This is a genomic window from Flavobacterium hankyongi, from assembly GCF_036840915.1.
GTDB lineage: Bacteria > Bacteroidota > Bacteroidia > Flavobacteriales > Flavobacteriaceae > Flavobacterium > Flavobacterium hankyongi.
This window is the reverse complement of record NZ_CP085725.1, coordinates 1,006,512-1,021,824: the sequence shown is the minus strand read 5'-3', so window position 1 is coordinate 1,021,824 and position 15,313 is coordinate 1,006,512. Positions and strand designations below refer to the sequence as shown.

General features: G+C 30.1%; 15 protein-coding genes. 6 read left to right on the top strand and 9 right to left on the bottom strand.

Annotated elements, in window-relative coordinates; translation table 11 throughout:
- Window positions 1–11 precede the first annotated feature (11 nt).
- Both pdxH and LJY17_RS04695 read left to right on the top strand, forming a co-directional pair.
- Window positions 12–656 (top strand): pyridoxamine 5'-phosphate oxidase, encoded by a 645-nt coding sequence (gene pdxH / locus LJY17_RS04700; RefSeq protein ID WP_264542699.1) that lies wholly within the window; start codon window positions 12–14, stop codon window positions 654–656.
- A 147-nt stretch (window positions 657–803) separates the two neighbouring features.
- Window positions 804–1,301: a CAP domain-containing protein gene (locus tag LJY17_RS04695; protein WP_264542698.1), complete on the top strand. Its 498-nt coding sequence runs from the start codon at window positions 804–806 to the stop codon at window positions 1,299–1,301.
- A 75-nt stretch (window positions 1,302–1,376) separates the two neighbouring features.
- On the opposite strand, the gene LJY17_RS04690 is transcribed toward LJY17_RS04695, so the two are convergent.
- Both LJY17_RS04690 and LJY17_RS04685 read right to left on the bottom strand, forming a co-directional pair.
- The gene (locus tag LJY17_RS04690) at window positions 1,377–2,660 is read right to left on the bottom strand and encodes a DEAD/DEAH box helicase (RefSeq protein ID WP_264542697.1); all 1,284 of its coding nucleotides are present in this window, start codon (window positions 2,658–2,660) and stop codon (window positions 1,377–1,379) included.
- Window positions 2,661–2,690: 30 nt separating this feature from the next.
- Complete coding sequence (locus LJY17_RS04685) at window positions 2,691–3,725, bottom strand: formimidoylglutamase (protein ID WP_264542696.1); 1,035 nt, start codon at window positions 3,723–3,725, stop codon at window positions 2,691–2,693.
- A 103-nt stretch (window positions 3,726–3,828) separates the two neighbouring features.
- Here LJY17_RS04685 and LJY17_RS04680 point away from each other — a divergent pair, with 103 nt between their 5' ends.
- The gene (locus LJY17_RS04680) at window positions 3,829–4,707 is read left to right on the top strand and encodes a hypothetical protein (RefSeq protein WP_264542695.1); all 879 of its coding nucleotides are present in this window, start codon (window positions 3,829–3,831) and stop codon (window positions 4,705–4,707) included.
- Between the two features lie 224 nt (window positions 4,708–4,931).
- Window positions 4,932–5,726 (top strand): hypothetical protein, encoded by a 795-nt coding sequence (locus tag LJY17_RS04675; RefSeq protein WP_264542694.1) that lies wholly within the window; start codon window positions 4,932–4,934, stop codon window positions 5,724–5,726.
- A 60-nt stretch (window positions 5,727–5,786) separates the two neighbouring features.
- Here LJY17_RS04675 and LJY17_RS04670 read toward each other — a convergent pair whose 3' ends face one another.
- From LJY17_RS04670 to panB, 5 genes are read right to left on the bottom strand one after another with little or no spacing between them, the layout of a single operon-like run.
- Window positions 5,787–6,515, bottom strand: a complete 729-nt coding sequence (locus LJY17_RS04670; RefSeq protein ID WP_264542693.1) for a hypothetical protein — start codon at window positions 6,513–6,515, stop codon at window positions 5,787–5,789.
- A gap of 5 nt (window positions 6,516–6,520) precedes the next feature.
- Window positions 6,521–7,849 carry an aldehyde dehydrogenase gene (locus LJY17_RS04665; protein WP_264542692.1) on the bottom strand — a complete coding sequence of 443 codons (1,329 nt, stop codon included), beginning with the start codon at window positions 7,847–7,849 and terminating at the stop codon, window positions 6,521–6,523.
- Between the two features lie 31 nt (window positions 7,850–7,880).
- Window positions 7,881–8,582: an RluA family pseudouridine synthase gene (locus tag LJY17_RS04660; protein ID WP_264542691.1), complete on the bottom strand. Its 702-nt coding sequence runs from the start codon at window positions 8,580–8,582 to the stop codon at window positions 7,881–7,883.
- The gene (locus tag LJY17_RS04655; protein ID WP_264542690.1) at window positions 8,572–9,063 is read right to left on the bottom strand and encodes a GNAT family N-acetyltransferase; all 492 of its coding nucleotides are present in this window, start codon (window positions 9,061–9,063) and stop codon (window positions 8,572–8,574) included. The genes LJY17_RS04660 and LJY17_RS04655 overlap by 11 nt, the downstream gene beginning before the upstream one ends.
- A complete protein-coding gene (gene panB / locus LJY17_RS04650) occupies window positions 9,050–9,868 on the bottom strand; it encodes a 3-methyl-2-oxobutanoate hydroxymethyltransferase (RefSeq protein WP_264542689.1) in 819 nt (272 codons plus the stop codon). Before panB ends, LJY17_RS04655 begins: the two co-directional genes overlap by 14 nt.
- A 94-nt stretch (window positions 9,869–9,962) precedes the next feature.
- On the opposite strand from panB, the gene LJY17_RS04645 reads away from it, so the two are divergent.
- Window positions 9,963–10,397, top strand: coding sequence for a nuclear transport factor 2 family protein (locus LJY17_RS04645; protein WP_264542688.1), 435 nt, complete (start codon window positions 9,963–9,965; stop codon window positions 10,395–10,397).
- A gap of 156 nt (window positions 10,398–10,553) precedes the next feature.
- Here LJY17_RS04645 and LJY17_RS04640 read toward each other — a convergent pair whose 3' ends face one another.
- Together LJY17_RS04640 and LJY17_RS04635 are read right to left on the bottom strand one after the other, a co-directional pair.
- On the bottom strand, window positions 10,554–11,972 hold the full coding sequence (locus LJY17_RS04640; RefSeq protein WP_264542687.1) for an L-serine ammonia-lyase: 1,419 nt from the start codon (window positions 11,970–11,972) through the stop codon (window positions 10,554–10,556).
- Window positions 11,973–12,042: 70 nt separating this feature from the next.
- A complete protein-coding gene (locus LJY17_RS04635) occupies window positions 12,043–12,903 on the bottom strand; it encodes a DMT family transporter (RefSeq protein WP_264542686.1) in 861 nt (286 codons plus the stop codon).
- Window positions 12,904–13,064: 161 nt separating this feature from the next.
- On the opposite strand from LJY17_RS04635, the gene LJY17_RS04630 reads away from it, so the two are divergent.
- Entirely contained in the window at window positions 13,065–15,308 is a 2,244-nt protein-coding gene (locus LJY17_RS04630) for a tetratricopeptide repeat-containing hybrid sensor histidine kinase/response regulator (protein WP_264542685.1), read from the top strand.
- The last annotated feature ends 5 nt before the right edge of the window (window positions 15,309–15,313 follow it).

Genomic DNA, 15,313 nt, shown 5'->3' with positions numbered 1-15,313 from the left:
AAAATTTAATTATGGAAGATTTAAGTGATTACAGAAAATCATACGATAAAAGTGAATTATTGGAAACCAATCTTCCAGAAGATCCTATTAATTTATTTAATAGATGGTTTTTTGAAGTAACGGATTTTGGTGGTGTAGATGAAGTTAATGCAATGACAGTTTCGACCATAGGTTTGGATGGATTTCCAAAATCGCGTGTAGTTTTGTTAAAGCATTTTTCTTATGAAGGTTTTATATTTTACACTAATTATAATTCGGAAAAAGGAAAAGCAATAGAAGCAAATCCTAATATTTGTCTTTCTTTTTTCTGGCATTCAATGGAAAGGCAGGTAATTATAAAAGGGAAAGCAGTTAAAGTAGCTGAAAATATTTCTGATAATTATTTTGATTCCAGACCTGATGGAAGTAAGCTTGGAGCTATAGTTTCAAATCAAAGTGAAGTTATTCCATCTCGAGAATATTTAGATAATAAATTAAAGGATTTAGAAAAAGAATTATCAGGTAAAGAAATTTTACGACCAAAAAATTGGGGAGGATATATTGTTGAACCACAAGAAATTGAATTTTGGCAAGGACGTCCAAATCGTCTTCATGATCGAATTCGATATCAACTTCAAAAAGATTATAGCTGGAAAATTGAAAGACTCTCTTCTTAAAATGTAAGATTTTTTGCAGTAAAATATAAAATTTATGCATTTCATCGATTTTTTTTGGTGTTTTATCGATTAAGTTTGTAATGTTGCTACGTCGGAATGGGTTACCGACATATTGCTAAGTAACACACACACAAACTATTATCGATTATGAAGAAGACTTTTGCTAAAATCGCTTTAATTGGGTTAATATCATTTTCATTATTTTCTTGCTCAAAAGATTCAGTATCAGATGAACCAAAAGACACAGTAAGTGTTGATGCAAAGTATTCTTATAGATCTGATGAAGATGAAGTATTAAGTCTTATAAATAATCATAGAGCTAGTTTAGGACTAGTTAAATTAGAAAAGATAGATTACGTTTCTGTTAAATCAGAAGAGCATACAAATTATATGGTTTCTACAAATACTGTAAACCATAATTATTTTGCAGATAGATATGTAAGCATAATGAGTGCATTATCTGCAAAAAACGTAAGTGAGAATGTAGCTTACAAATATTCAACTTCGCAAAGTGTTGTAAATGCATGGTTAAATAGCGAAGGACACCGAGCAAATATTGAAGGTGATTTTACTCATTTCGGAATTTCGATTAGAACAAATTCTGCTGGAGAAAAATTCTATACCAACATATTTGTGAAAAAATAGTTAGTTTTTTAGTTTGTTTATTTGATTGTAAAAAGTGCCGTAAATCCCCAATTTCGGCACTTTTTCTTCTTTTGGTTAATACCAACGTTTTTTCTTCTTTTTTGAATTTTCAGATTTTCGCGAGTCACCAGATTTACTTTTCCCACTTCGGTTATTCTTTTTAGGTCCAGGATTACCAGTGGTAGTCTTTTCTTTTATTGTTGTTGAAGGAGCAACTTTCCCTTGCCAAGGAAATGGATGGTCCTCAATAACTTTAAAATTCGACTTTGTTAGTTTAATAATATCTTTCCAGTATACTTCTTCGTCTTTTCCACAAAACGAAATAGCAATACCATTGTTTCCTGCACGACCAGTTCTACCAATTCGATGAACATAAGTTTCTGGGATGTTTGGCAAGTCAAAATTAATAACATAAGGTAATTGCTCAATATCAATCCCACGTGCAGCTACATCAGTAGCTACTAAAATATCAATTTCTTTATCTTTAAAACCATTCAACACTCTTTGGCGAGCACTTTGCGATTTATCACCATGGATAGCTTCAGCATTAAAACCATTTTTCTTTAATGATTTGGCGATATTATCTGCTCCATGTTTAGTTCTTGAAAAAACCAACACATTTTTTAAATTATCTTCTCTCAAAACATGGAGTAAAAGTTGTTTTTTCTCTGGCTTTTCAACAAAATAAATTCGTTGCTGTACCATTTCTGTAGTTGAAGAAACAGGAGTTACTTGTACGGTTTCAGGATTTTTTAGAAATTGTTCAGCCAGTTCACGTATTGGTAAAGGCATTGTTGCCGAAAACAATAAGGTTTGTCTGTTTGCAGGAGTTAGTTTTATAATTTTTTTTACATCATTTATAAAACCCATGTCAAACATTTGATCAGCCTCATCTAATACCAAATGATATAGATGGTCTAAATCAATGAATCCTTGCTTATGAAGATCTAAAAGCCTTCCTGGTGTTGTTATTAAGATATCTACACCTTTTTTTAATTCATCTACTTGAGGTACTTGTGATACACCTCCAAAGATGGTTAATTGCTTAGTATTAAGAAACTTTCCGTATGTATCGAAACTTTCTCCAATTTGAATAGCTAATTCTCTTGTAGGTGTTACAACAAGGGTTCTTATTTTTTTTCCTTTGGTTGCTTTGCTAACTACCGGATGCAAATGACTTAATATGGGAATAGCAAATGCAGCAGTTTTACCAGTTCCAGTTTGTGCACAACCAATTAAATCTTTTCCTTCAAGGATGATAGGAATAGCTTTTTCTTGTATTGGGGTTGGATTGGTATAACCTTCTTCAGTTATGGCTAGTAAAACACTTTTGGAAATAGATAAATCTTCAAATTGCATATAAAAACTTTTATACAAAGATAGAGTAATTTATTTTGGAGTATTGGCTTTAATGAAGTCGGTTACTAAATATCCTATAAGTTTACCAATTAAGTGATTGTTTTTGTCTTCTCCTAAAGAAGGAGCACCTTCACAAATATGTATGTAGGCAGCATTTTTATGCGCTCCAAAATGGTTTACAAAAACACGAAGCTCTTCAGCAGAAAATCCGCTTAATGTCATTGCGCTCGAAGCAATATTGGGAACAGCATCTAAATCTATTTCAATACCAAATGAATCATATTTTATATGTTCTAAGGCATTTGTCATTTCCTGATAAAAGCTTTTCTCTTGTCTTATTTTAATTTCGTCATACGTATTGTAACGAACACGATCATTAATTTTTTTTAGGCTATCTAAAACACTTTTAGAAGTGTAGCTTTCATGTAAGCCAAAAACAAAGTAATTTTTTAGAAAACCTTCTTCATAAGCGTACGAAAATCCATTGCCACTATGTCTACCTTCAAGAATTCTAAAATCAGAATGTGCATCAAAATTAACTGCGCTAATTGGTTTTCCTTTGGCTAATGCTGTACCTTTAATATTTCCGTAGGCATTATTGTGACCTCCACCAATTATAATAGGTGTTTTGCCAGCTTTTACAATTGAGAAAATAATATGAGAAACTTCTTTATCGATTTGTTCGACTATTTTAAAAAGTTTTTTTCTCTCCTCAGGATCGTTTTCGTTTAATGTACTGGCTTCTTCTATTTCTTGTGAAACGTCAACTTGGCCCAAAACCAAAACCGAATTTCCTTTGCAAAATCTATTATGCTGAATATTTGCAATACTTTGAATAGCACTTTTCCAAGCGCTTTCGGCTCCAGGACGCCCTAAATTTGCACGAACTCCAACATCTTCAGGAATTCCAAGAATAACATATTTTGCTTCACAGTTAAGTATAAAATTAGAAACATCTTCATCTTTAGGGACAACATACATTTTTTCGCCAAATTTTACTTCGCCATTTCTAAAATTGGTGATTTTAGCTAAATCTGATTGTCTAAATCGAATTAAATTTTCCATTTTTTTGTTTTTCTGTAAGCCCAAAAATACTATTTTTATCGAAACTTGCGTTATACAATCATAATTGAATAAATAAATTTAAATAATCAACACCAAAAACAAGATGAGTGCCCAAAACAGTAACAATTCTGGATTGAAAGCAATAATTGCTATTTTATCCCTATTATTAATAGGGAGTTTAATTTATATGTATAAGTTAACTTCTGATTCAAAGCAAGTTGAAGAAGTATTGATTACCGAAAAAGATGCTGTACTTAAAGATCTTGCTATTGCAAAAGATTCATTAGAATCTGCAATATCTTCTAACACTACTTTATCTGATGAATTAGTAGCAGAAAGAGATCGAGTGCAAAAATTAATTGCTGACATCGAAAAATCTAAAGGAGATGCTCAAGCAATGACAAAATATAAAGAAGAAGCTTTAAAACTTAGAGGTAGTATAGCTAGGTTAATGAAAGAAGTTGAAGCACTTAAAAAAGAAAATAAAAATCTTGTGACTAGAATAGATAGTACAAATGTTGTTCTAACTGATACTAGAAAAGTGAATGATACCTTAGTATCTCAAAATGACTATTTAGCTAAAACAGTTGAAAGAGGATCGAAATTAACAGTTTTAAATCTTCAATCGACAGCTCTAAAACAAAGAAGTTCTGGTAAACAAGTTGAAACTGATAAAGCAAGCAGAGCAGATGTTCTTAAAATTAGCTTTATGATTGCAGAAAATCAAATTGCTAAATCAGGTGACAAAACATATTATGTTCAGATTATTGATAGTAAGAATAATGTCATTGGGGAAAAGAAAACTGAAACTTTTGGAGACAAAAACTTAACATATAGTTTTATTGCAACAGTAAAATATGAAAATAAAACGGTAAAAGTTGAAAAAGATTTACCAGTAACAAATGTTCAATCTGGATCATATTTTGTCAATATTTTTGATAAATCAGATTTAATATCTAAAACGAGTTTTACTTTAAGATAAAATTAAAAACAATAAAAAAGGCCTCAATTTTGAGGCCTTTTTTATTATGTAAGATTAATAATACATACTTATTTTGTCTTCTAACTAAATATAGTTAGAATAAAATAACATATAAAGCATTGATTTTCAAGACAACGATTTTATTTGATAAACAACGACTTTTTTATGTCGATAAAGTGCATGCCCCCTAAATTTGGCTTAATAAATTCATAGGCTACAATAAAATGAATACAACTTCTCAAAATACATTTTCAAATATAGGTCGCATTTTTGTTGCAACAGTTTTGTTTGGTTGTTTAAGTTTTTCATTTAATTTTTTAGCTGGTGTTCAGCAAGAAAAAAAACAAGCAGTCTCTGATAAAAAACAAAGTAAAGTATCAGCAGAAAGTAAGCCTTTTGTTTTTGTTAGAAAAGATGAAGTGGTTAAGGAGGACCAAATACCAGTTAATTATCAATCAAAAAAGAGCAAAATAGAAATTGAAAATTTGAAAAATGAAGTTGCTAATTTAAAAGCACAGCATGAATATTTAAAAGAAGAAAATAGCTTTTTACGAAAAGAAAGGGATAGTGTTTTATCTGTAATCGAAAATTCTAATGAATACTATGGAATTTTAAAAAATACTATTAAAAAAGGATCACAAGTTTGGATTTCTGATGTAAAACTCAACTTTCTAAAAGAATTATCAAATGGTAAATTTAAACCAACACATAGAGCTAAAAGCACTGATGTTATTCAAGTTGGTTTTACAGTAAATGGAAGCAAAATTTCATTGGCAACAGATAAAACCTATTACATTCAAATAGTTGATGATAATAATAATATTGTAGGAAAAAAAGATCGTAAAGATTTTGGAAACATGACCTTAGAGTACAGCGATCTTTTAACAGTTATGTATTTTGATAAGAATATTGAAGCTAAAGCTGATATACAAACTTACGAATTAAAAAAAGGAATTTACAGCGTGTTTATTTTTGATGATCGTGAGTTAGTTACAAAATCTTCATTTGAACTAGAATGAATTTGGTTTGGTTGTGCTTGAAGTGCGAAGGAAACAATTTATTTTCTTCGCACTTTTTTATTACTTAACCGATTTGTAAATCGCATATTGAGTAGCATAATATATTGGGAATGTGAAAAGAACTCCAAAGCAAAAGGCTATTATACCCACATAACCTAATATTATAGAAATGATTACAAGCAGAAGAATTTGAAAGAAGTTTTTTGAACAGCTTTGTAAACTTTTATTTATGGCTTTTAGAGCGTCTAAATCTTCAAATATTATAAAAGGAATCACTAGATATAAAAACATACTAACTATAATAGATAATATTGAAGTAATAACTGAAGATAAAATTTCATTTTCTGATAAAATATATTGTAACCCAAAATTTATAATAAACGATAGCGAAACGGTTATAAATGTAGCAAAAACTAGATCTAAATAATGTTTACTATTTACATATGTAAAAATAGTTGAAGTAGAAATTTCTTCATCTTTATCAGCATTGTCCATAATTTTTAAAATTCCAGCATTGAATGGTGCTATAAGAATCGAGAATGTTAAAACAACAAAATAATAGATTATACCCGCTTTTAAATCCATTGCTTTAGGATCAATCTTTTTTGCTAATTCTTGGATATTTTCAAAACCTACAAAAAATTGTATTCCTACTAAAGCCATACCAGTCACAAAAAACATTAATAGTCCAAATGCCAATCCAGCAGTTAAAAATGTTTTTTTAAATAATTCGAAAGAATCATTTAGCACATTACCAATATCAACTTTTTTTGTTTGTTCGTTTGTCATTTTAATTAGATCCAGTTTAAAATTCGTTTAATCATTTTTAATTTTCCTTTGTATGGGGCATATCGTAAAGGAATATCTATCCTATTAGGTCTTTTTACTACTGCTTTTTTATGTGAAAAAGTATCAAATCCTAATTTACCATGATAGGCACCAATTCCTGAATGTCCAACTCCTCCAAACGGAAGTCGTTTGTTTGCAAAATGAATTAGAGTATCATTCACACATCCTCCTCCAAAAGAGTATTTTTCTAAAACCTCTTTTATAAAAGTTTTATTTTCAGAAAAAATATAAAGAGATAATGGTTTTTCGTATTTATTTACAGTTTTAGCAATCTCATCTCTATGTTCGTAAGAACGTATTGGAAGTATTGGACCAAATATTTCTTCTTGCATCAATGTACTTTCTAAAAACGGCTCATCTACAAGGGTAGGAGCTAAGTATAAAGTTTCTTCATCATGTTCACCACCATAAATAATATTTTGGTTTTCTATTAGGCTTATCTGACGTCTCCAATTTTTTAAATTTACAATTCTTGCTAAATCTTCAGATTCTTTAGGGTTTTCTCCTAATGCATTCTCAATTTCTTCTATTAGATGTTTAATGAGTTTCTTTTTTACTCTATAATGTACCAAAAGATAATCAGGTGCGATGCAAGTTTGTCCTCCATTAAAAAACTTACCCCAAACAATTCTTTTAGCGGCTAAAGGAAGATTTGCAGTTTCATCAATAATACAAGGGTTTTTTCCTCCAAGTTCTAAAGTAACAGGTGTTAAATTCTCGGCTGCTGCCTTAGCTACTATCTTACCTACAGGAACACTTCCTGTAAAGAAAATATAATCCCATCTTTTTTGTAGTAAATCTTGCGCAATTGTGTGATCACCAGTAACACAAAGAGCTTGTTTAACATCAAATGTTTCTCTGACAATTTTTGAAATCAAAGCAGACGTATATGGAGTAAGCTCCGATGGTTTTAGTGTTACACTGTTACCAGCAGCAATTGCAGCAATTAATGGCGAAAATGCTAGTTGAAAAGGATAATTCCAAGGACCAATTATTAAAACTTTTCCGTAAGGTTCACTATAAATATAATCCGATGATGGGAAGTTTAATAAAGAAGGTAAAACACGTTTTGGTTTTGCCCATGAATCTAAACTTTTGATAGTATTTTTTAAATCGGAAATAATATATGCTGTTTCCGATATTACACCTTCAAATCTTGGTTTTTTGAAATCTTTATGTAATGCATCAAGAATTTCTTCTTCATGAATGATTACATTTCTAAGAAGTTTTTTTAAAACTTCTTTTCTTTCTGCAACAGAAGGAATATTTCTCATAGTAAAGGAATATTTTTTCTAAAGATAAAAATTAAATTGAATTCCAAATCACATCATCTGGTGTTGGCGCAATGATTTCGATGCTTTCTTTAGTAACAGGATGAATAAATTTGAGCTTACGAGCGTGTAAGTGTATACCACCATCTGGATTACTTCTATCAAAACCATATTTTAAATCACCTTTGATTGGACAACCAATTGCCGATAATTGGCTACGAATTTGATGATGGCGACCTGTATGTAAATTGATTTCTAACGCAAAATAACTTTTAAGTTCAGCAATGATTTTATAGTCTAAACTGGCCTTTTTGCTATCAGGTACTTCTTTTAAATGCGCCTTTGAAGTATTACTTTGTTGGTTTCTTTTTAAAAAATGTACGAGATTGTCTTCCTGCTTAGGTGGTTTATTTTTAACTACTGCCCAATAGGTTTTTTGAGTTTCTCGTTCACTAAACATTTTATTAAGTCTCTCAAGAGCTTTGCTAGTTCTCGCAAAAACAACAATTCCCGTAGTTGGTCTATCCAATCGATGTACAACACCCAGAAAAACGTCACCTGGTTTGTTATATTTGTACTTGATGTATTCTTTTACTACTTCAGATAAAGGTTTATCACCTGTTTTATCACCTTGAACAATATCGCCCACACGCTTATTGACTACAATAATGTGATTGTCTTCGTGAAGTACCTGAAGATTATCTTTAGTGGATATAATTTTAGTATTAGAACTCAATTTCAAAAAGGTTTAATTGTTCATCATTTTCATAAATTACTTCTTTGAATTTTAAACCTAATTTTTCAATAAGCTTAATAGAAGTTACATTTTCTAAATTTGTGATTGCAGAAAGTTTTGAATATTCTTTAGACAAAATCTCTATGAAAGCATTTGCACTTTCATAAGCAAACCCTTTTCCATTGAACTCAGGAAGAAAAGCAAAACCAATATCGGGATGATTTAAAAACTCTCTTTTTATAATTGTAAATAGACCAATTTTCTTGTGAGTTTTTTTCTCGGTAATTACAAAATATTTTATGTTTTTAGCTTTTTCTATTTTATCTATGTACAGTTTTGCTTCTTCATATGAGTGAATATTTCTATCTCCAATGAAGCGTTTCCATCCTTCAGTGTTTAGTAACTTATAAATGAATTCGTAATCTAAAATGTCAAGAGGTTTTGAAAAAACTCTTTCGGTATCAATTTTAATACTGCTCATTTGAATTAGGGAAGTCAACAGCTTTTACATCACTTACATATTCTCCAATTGCTTTTGTCATATCTTCAAAAAGATTCATATAACGGCGTAAAAAACGTGGACTAAATTCATGTGTCATTCCTATCATATCATGAAGAACTAATACTTGTCCGTCAACTCCGCTTCCGGCACCAATTCCAATTACTGGTATTGAAATACTTTCTGCAACTCTTTGAGCTAACGCAGCAGGAATTTTTTCAAGGACCAATGCAAAACAGCCTAATTTTTCTAATAATTGTGCGTCTTCAATTAATTTTTCTGCTTCTGCATCTTCTTTAGCACGAACAGTATAGGTTCCAAATTTATAAATTGATTGAGGTGTTAATCCTAAATGCCCCATAACAGGAATTCCTGCCTGAAGAATTTTCTTGATAGATTCTTTTATTTCTTTACCACCTTCAAGTTTTACAGCATGTCCGCCACTTTCTTTCATTACTCTAATTGCAGATCGCAATGCTTCTTTAGAATCTGATTGATATGAACCAAAAGGTAAGTCAACTACCACTAATGCTCTTTCTGCAGCACGAACTACTGATGAAGCATGATAAATCATTTGGTCTAAAGTAATAGGAAGTGTGGTTTCATGGCCAGCCATTACATTACTGGCAGAATCACCTACAAGAATTACATCAACTCCGGCTGTGTCTACAATTTTTGCCATTGTGAAATCGTATGCTGTAAGCATAGAAATTTTTTCACCTTTGGCTTTCATATCAATTAATGATTTTGTGGTAACTCTTTTGTAATCACTTTTAGCTGTTGACATAATTTAAATGTTTAGGAAGTGTAAAATTACTAAAAAGAATGGTTTTGTAACAAAATACTTAAGTTTTCGTCAAATGATTTAAAATCAAAAAACTATGAAAAAAATCATTATTTATCTGCTAATACTTTTGCCATTTTATAGCAATGCACAAAATCAAGAAGTTGAAAATACAGTAAAAGCTTTTTTTGAAGGTTTTCATGCAAAAGATACTACAAAAATTAAATCGGTTTGTCATGATAAAATGCTTTTACAATCAATAATGGAAGGACAAAAAGCGACAAAGCTAGAAGAAGAGAAATCCTCTGAATTTATTAAATCATTTGCAACATTTCCCAAAGATTTAAAATTTGAAGAACGAATTTTAAGTTACAAAGTTCAAATTGATGGCGCTATGGCTCACGCTTGGACTCCCTATGAATTTTATATTAACGATAAATTAAGTCACAGTGGTGTAAATTCCTTTACTTTGTATCGTGAGAACAATCAATGGAAGATTGTTCATATTATAGATACAAGAAGAAAACCTTAAATATTTTGTGGGAAAGACAAAGCGAACCTTAAAGTGTTGTCATATAGTATATAATATATCGCCAACAAATAAGGGGATAAAATCTAATTTTAGGGATGCTATTTCAGTGAGAATAATAAAAAGATAACAATGAAATAAGATGTAAGGTTTTTCGAATTAGCAATCAGCCACATTAACGGCCACAGCAAGCCCACCTTCTGAAGTTTCTTTGTATTTGTTGTTCATGTCTTTTGCTGTTTGCCACATCGTGTTAACAACTTTGTCTAAAGGTACTTTTGCGTTTTTAGGGTCAGTTTCTAAAGCTAATTCGGCAGCATTTATGGCTTTTATGGCTCCCATAGTATTTCGTTCAATACACGGAATCTGAACCAAACCACCAATTGGGTCACAAGTTAATCCCAAGTGATGTTCCATAGCAATTTCAGCAGCCATTAAAACCTGTTCAGGAGTTCCACCCATTACTTCGCATAAAGCTCCCGCTGCCATTGCAGAGGAAACACCAATTTCGGCTTGACAACCACCCATTGCAGCAGAAATGGTTGCGCCTTTTTTAAAGATGCTACCTATTTCACCAGCTACCATTAAGAATTGTTTTATTTGGTCTTCGTTTGCCTGATGATTTTCAATTACCATATAATACATTAAAACCGCAGGAATCACACCAGCACTTCCATTGGTAGGAGCTGTAACTACACGACCTAAAGAAGCATTTACTTCGTTAACAGCTAAGGCAAAACAAGAAACCCATTTTAATATTTGACGAAATTTTACTTCTGTTTTTCTGATTGTTTCTAACCATTCTTGAGGATTTGAATAATTAGCTAAACCAATTAGATTTTGATGCATATCAAACGCACGACGACGTACATTTAATCCTCCAGGAAGAATTCCTTCGCTGTGACAACCAATGTACATACATTCTAACATAGTGTTCCAAACTCTTAATAATTCATTATGAATTTCTTCTTCTGAGCGCATGGATTTTTCATTGTCATATACAATTTCAGAAATTTTTCTATTCTGATTTTGACAATAGTCTAATAATTCAGAAGCCAAATCAATTGGATAAGGGAAAGCACATTTTATAACTGATTTTGTTGAAATAACTTCTTCTTTTACTACAAATCCACCACCAATCGAATAGAAAGTAGATTCATATTTAGAATCACCAAAAAAAGCTGTAAACGTTAATCCGTTTGCATGAAAAGGGAGGAAGTTCTTGTTGAAGATAATTTCTGTTTCAGGATTAAAGTCAACCTCAAACTGATTCGCTATTTTTAGTTTATGAGTAGTTTTAATGACTTTGATGATGCCATCAATATCCTGAACCGGAATGTACTCAGGATCTTGGCCACTAAGTCCAAGCATAACTGCTAAATCGGTAGCATGACCAATTCCCGTCAAGGAAAGAGAACCATACAAATCTACTTTGACTGAAGTAATTTTTTCAAGAATGTTTTCTTCTTTTAATTCGTTTAAAAATCGTTCGGCGGCACGCCAAGGCCCCAAAGTATGAGAACTCGATGGTCCAACACCAATTTTTAACATATCAAATACCGAAATACATTCTTCCATAACTATAACGTTTTAGTAAAACAAAGATAGTTTCTATGTTTCTAACAAAAAAGTAATAAAATTTTAAAAACTAATTAAATTGTGAAAAAGCTATCAAAGCAATGGAAACTAAAGAGAGTAGTAGTCCGATGTAATTTAGCTTACTAAGCTTTTCTTTGAAGTACAAAATACCAATTATACTGCCCAATAGAATGACTCCCATGTTCATAGCTATAAATACTGTTGAAGGATTAGATGATAAGGATTGATGTGCTTTGATATAAAATGAAATATTACCAAAATTTAAGACTCCAACAAGTATTCCCCAATATAGATTTTTTATTGAGAAGATTTCTCTTTTTTGTGAAATGTTGTAACCTGAAATTAAGAGCGAAACAATAAATGCTCCACTAAATACAAGCAATAGCAACTCGGTAAAAGACAAATCTCCTATAGTAGCAACTTTTTTAAATAATATATCGATAATACCAAATCCGCATAGGACAAATAAGAGATAGTATGATTTATTTTGATTTGTTTCAGTTTGATGCTTTTTATAAAAAGTAAAAAATATAGCTATAAATGCAACAACCAATCCAATGATTTTATAGGAATTAAAAACTTCTTTGGCTACAAATAAAGAAAAACTTATCGAAATAAATAAGGATAGGCGTTGAACAATATCTGTTTTTACAATCCCTGAGTATTTTATGGCTTTGGCTTGAAAAACAAAAATTATTGGTAAAAGGAAAATTAAGCTTCCAGTTATGATTCCAGTTGGTAAACTAAATGACGTATTTATTTTAGGGTTATAAAATATAAGGAGTGAAATTAAAGCAAAGACATAATTCCATGAAATAATTTGGTAAATACTGAGTTCTTTTTTGCGTGCAATTTTAAGTAATACACCAACAAAAACACTACATATAATGCTTAATAGTATAAAATACATTTTTAAATTTTATTCAAATATAGTAATCTGACTAAAATGGACAATTTTAAATTGATTATTGCGTTTTCTGATAACTACATCGGGAAAAGGAGTATGATAAACTAATAAATTTGATTACAAGTAATTATTATTGTAAATTCATTATAAATAATCAATTAAGAGTGAAATTTACAATTACAGCTTATTTTGGAATGAATCCAAAAATGATAACAAAGTTGCTATCATGTTGGTTTATCGTAGTTGTTTTTTTTACTTCTAATTATGTTCTCGCTCAAGAACAAACAGCAATTGATCCAAAAGTTTTAAAAGAGTTTGAAGAAGCTCGAAAAGTATTAGATATTGATGATTATGAGCATTATCAGCTAGGATCAAAAATGGTCAATGAATTAGAAAAGAAATTGATTGATAATCAAAATTTTGATCAACTACTTTATTTATATCTTGAGATATCATACTATTATGTTACCAAATTCGATTATGCTACGAGTAAAAAAGTTCTTGATAAGGCAGAGAAAGTACTAAGTGAACACAACAATAATTGTATCAGGGGCGAGTATTATGAACATTTAGCAGTTTTTTATAATTCACAAGGAAATGAAAAGCTTGATGAAAAATATACTTTACTTGCAGAACAATATCTAAAAAAATATGCTCCAAAAGTAAAGCAAGTCGACATGTATTACAATCTCACACTTTTATATTTAAAGAAAGAAGATTGGAAAGAAACATTATACAATGGATTAAAATATTTAGAAATTAATAAAGAAACTGGTGGTGATTTAGATCAACCCGAAGTTAATTTACTCATTGCTGAAAGTTATTATAATTTAAATCAATTTGAAAAAGCTTTAGAGTATTTAAGAGTAGCCAAATACTCAACTATTTTCCAAAAATATGATGAAGATTTTCTTTTAAAATCTCGTTATTATTCGGTTTTAGGTAAACTTTATGAAAAGCAGGGTAAATACAAAGAATCAGCAGAAAATTTAAGAATTGCCAGTGATTATTTTAAAAAGCGTTTGGTTTATAGGATTGTTAGAATGAATAACTCTTTAAACCAGAAACGAGAATTAGAAATTAAAAATATTGAATTCCAATCTATTATTAAAGAAAACAAGCTTAGGAGTGAAAATGAAAAGTATAAAAATTATCTGCTTATAATATTTCCCATTGCAATTTTAACCCTAATGGTTTTGTTGTATTTTCAATACCGTAATGCCAAATTCAAAAATTATACTAACAAATTACTTAATGAAAAAAATGAAATGCTTCATAAAGTAAACTCTAAATTAGAAACTGCATTAGGTATTAAGAAAAAATTATTAGATACTATTTCCCACGAATTGCGAACACCTATTTATACATTGAATGGTTTACTCCATTTGATGGAAGAGGATAAAAGCGATTACGAAAAAAATATAGACCAATTGCAAGCTTCTGTACAAAAGTTATATAGTTTATCTGGTAACATTATTGAAATTAACGTCATTGATAGTTTAGAAAATGATTATGTTCCCAAAAAAGACGTCGTTAATCTCGAAGGAATGCTTAATAAAATCTTAGAGACTGTAAAAAAGAGTAGAATTAATAACAACACAGCTACATTAACTTATGACGACGGTATTCCTAGTAAATTAATTTTTGATGAAGCCAAATTATATCAGGTCTTATTTAGTTTGATTGATAATGCATTTAAATTCTCAAAAAATAGTAATGTTGTTGTTGAGGCAAATAAAATCAATCAAAATGAAAAAATAATTGAAATTCAGTTTGTAATTAAGGATGCAGGAATAGGAATCAATGAAGAGATAAAAGAAAAAATATATGATTTGTTTTTTCAAGGATCTGAAAAAATCAATTATGAATATGGAGGTTCGGGACTAGGTCTAACTTTAGTGAAAAAAACTTTAGAATTATTTAATAAAACGATTTTGATTGATTCTGAACCTAATAAAGGAACAACAATATCTTTTTCACTTGATTTTGAAAAATATCAAGAAGATTTAAATGCTGTTACAATCAAAAAAGAAATTAAAGATCCATCAACAATTACAATTTTATTGGTCGAAGATAATAAGACCAATCAGTTAATTACTCAAAGAATTATCACAAGAAAAGGATATAAATGTGAAATTGCTAATGATGGTTTAGAAGCTTGTAAAAAAGTTGATGAAAAAGATTATGACTTAGTTTTAATGGATATTATGATGCCTATTATGGATGGATTTGAAGCTTCAGATTATATTTCAAAGAAAAAGCCCTATATCCCTATTGTGGCTCTAACTGCAATTTCTGAAGATATAAATAAGGAATTATTTGTTGCGGCCAGCATAAAAAAGGTGCTTAGTAAACCTGTTAATGTAGAAGAACTTTATGATGCAATATTCCAATTTGTGGTCGAATAAAAAAA

What these genes read in the sequence shown, in the direction of transcription:
- LJY17_RS04640 (WP_264542687.1), bottom strand. Translation starts at nt 11,972, where the DNA reads ATGGAAGAATGTATTTCGGTATTTGATATGTTAAAAATTGGTGTTGGA.
- LJY17_RS04665 (WP_264542692.1), bottom strand. Translation starts at nt 7,849, where the DNA reads ATGAGAAATATTCCTTCTGTTGCAGAAAGAAAAGAAGTTTTAAAAAAA.
- LJY17_RS04695 (WP_264542698.1), top strand. Translation starts at nt 804, where the DNA reads ATGAAGAAGACTTTTGCTAAAATCGCTTTAATTGGGTTAATATCATTT.
- LJY17_RS04690 (WP_264542697.1), bottom strand. Translation starts at nt 2,660, where the DNA reads ATGCAATTTGAAGATTTATCTATTTCCAAAAGTGTTTTACTAGCCATA.
- panB (WP_264542689.1), bottom strand. Translation starts at nt 9,868, where the DNA reads ATGTCAACAGCTAAAAGTGATTACAAAAGAGTTACCACAAAATCATTA.
- LJY17_RS04680 (WP_264542695.1), top strand. Translation starts at nt 3,829, where the DNA reads ATGAGTGCCCAAAACAGTAACAATTCTGGATTGAAAGCAATAATTGCT.
- LJY17_RS04645 (WP_264542688.1), top strand. Translation starts at nt 9,963, where the DNA reads ATGAAAAAAATCATTATTTATCTGCTAATACTTTTGCCATTTTATAGC.
- LJY17_RS04635 (WP_264542686.1), bottom strand. Translation starts at nt 12,903, where the DNA reads ATGTATTTTATACTATTAAGCATTATATGTAGTGTTTTTGTTGGTGTA.
- pdxH (WP_264542699.1), top strand. Translation starts at nt 12, where the DNA reads ATGGAAGATTTAAGTGATTACAGAAAATCATACGATAAAAGTGAATTA.
- LJY17_RS04675 (WP_264542694.1), top strand. Translation starts at nt 4,932, where the DNA reads ATGAATACAACTTCTCAAAATACATTTTCAAATATAGGTCGCATTTTT.
- LJY17_RS04685 (WP_264542696.1), bottom strand. Translation starts at nt 3,725, where the DNA reads ATGGAAAATTTAATTCGATTTAGACAATCAGATTTAGCTAAAATCACC.
- LJY17_RS04655 (WP_264542690.1), bottom strand. Translation starts at nt 9,063, where the DNA reads ATGAGCAGTATTAAAATTGATACCGAAAGAGTTTTTTCAAAACCTCTT.
- LJY17_RS04670 (WP_264542693.1), bottom strand. Translation starts at nt 6,515, where the DNA reads ATGACAAACGAACAAACAAAAAAAGTTGATATTGGTAATGTGCTAAAT.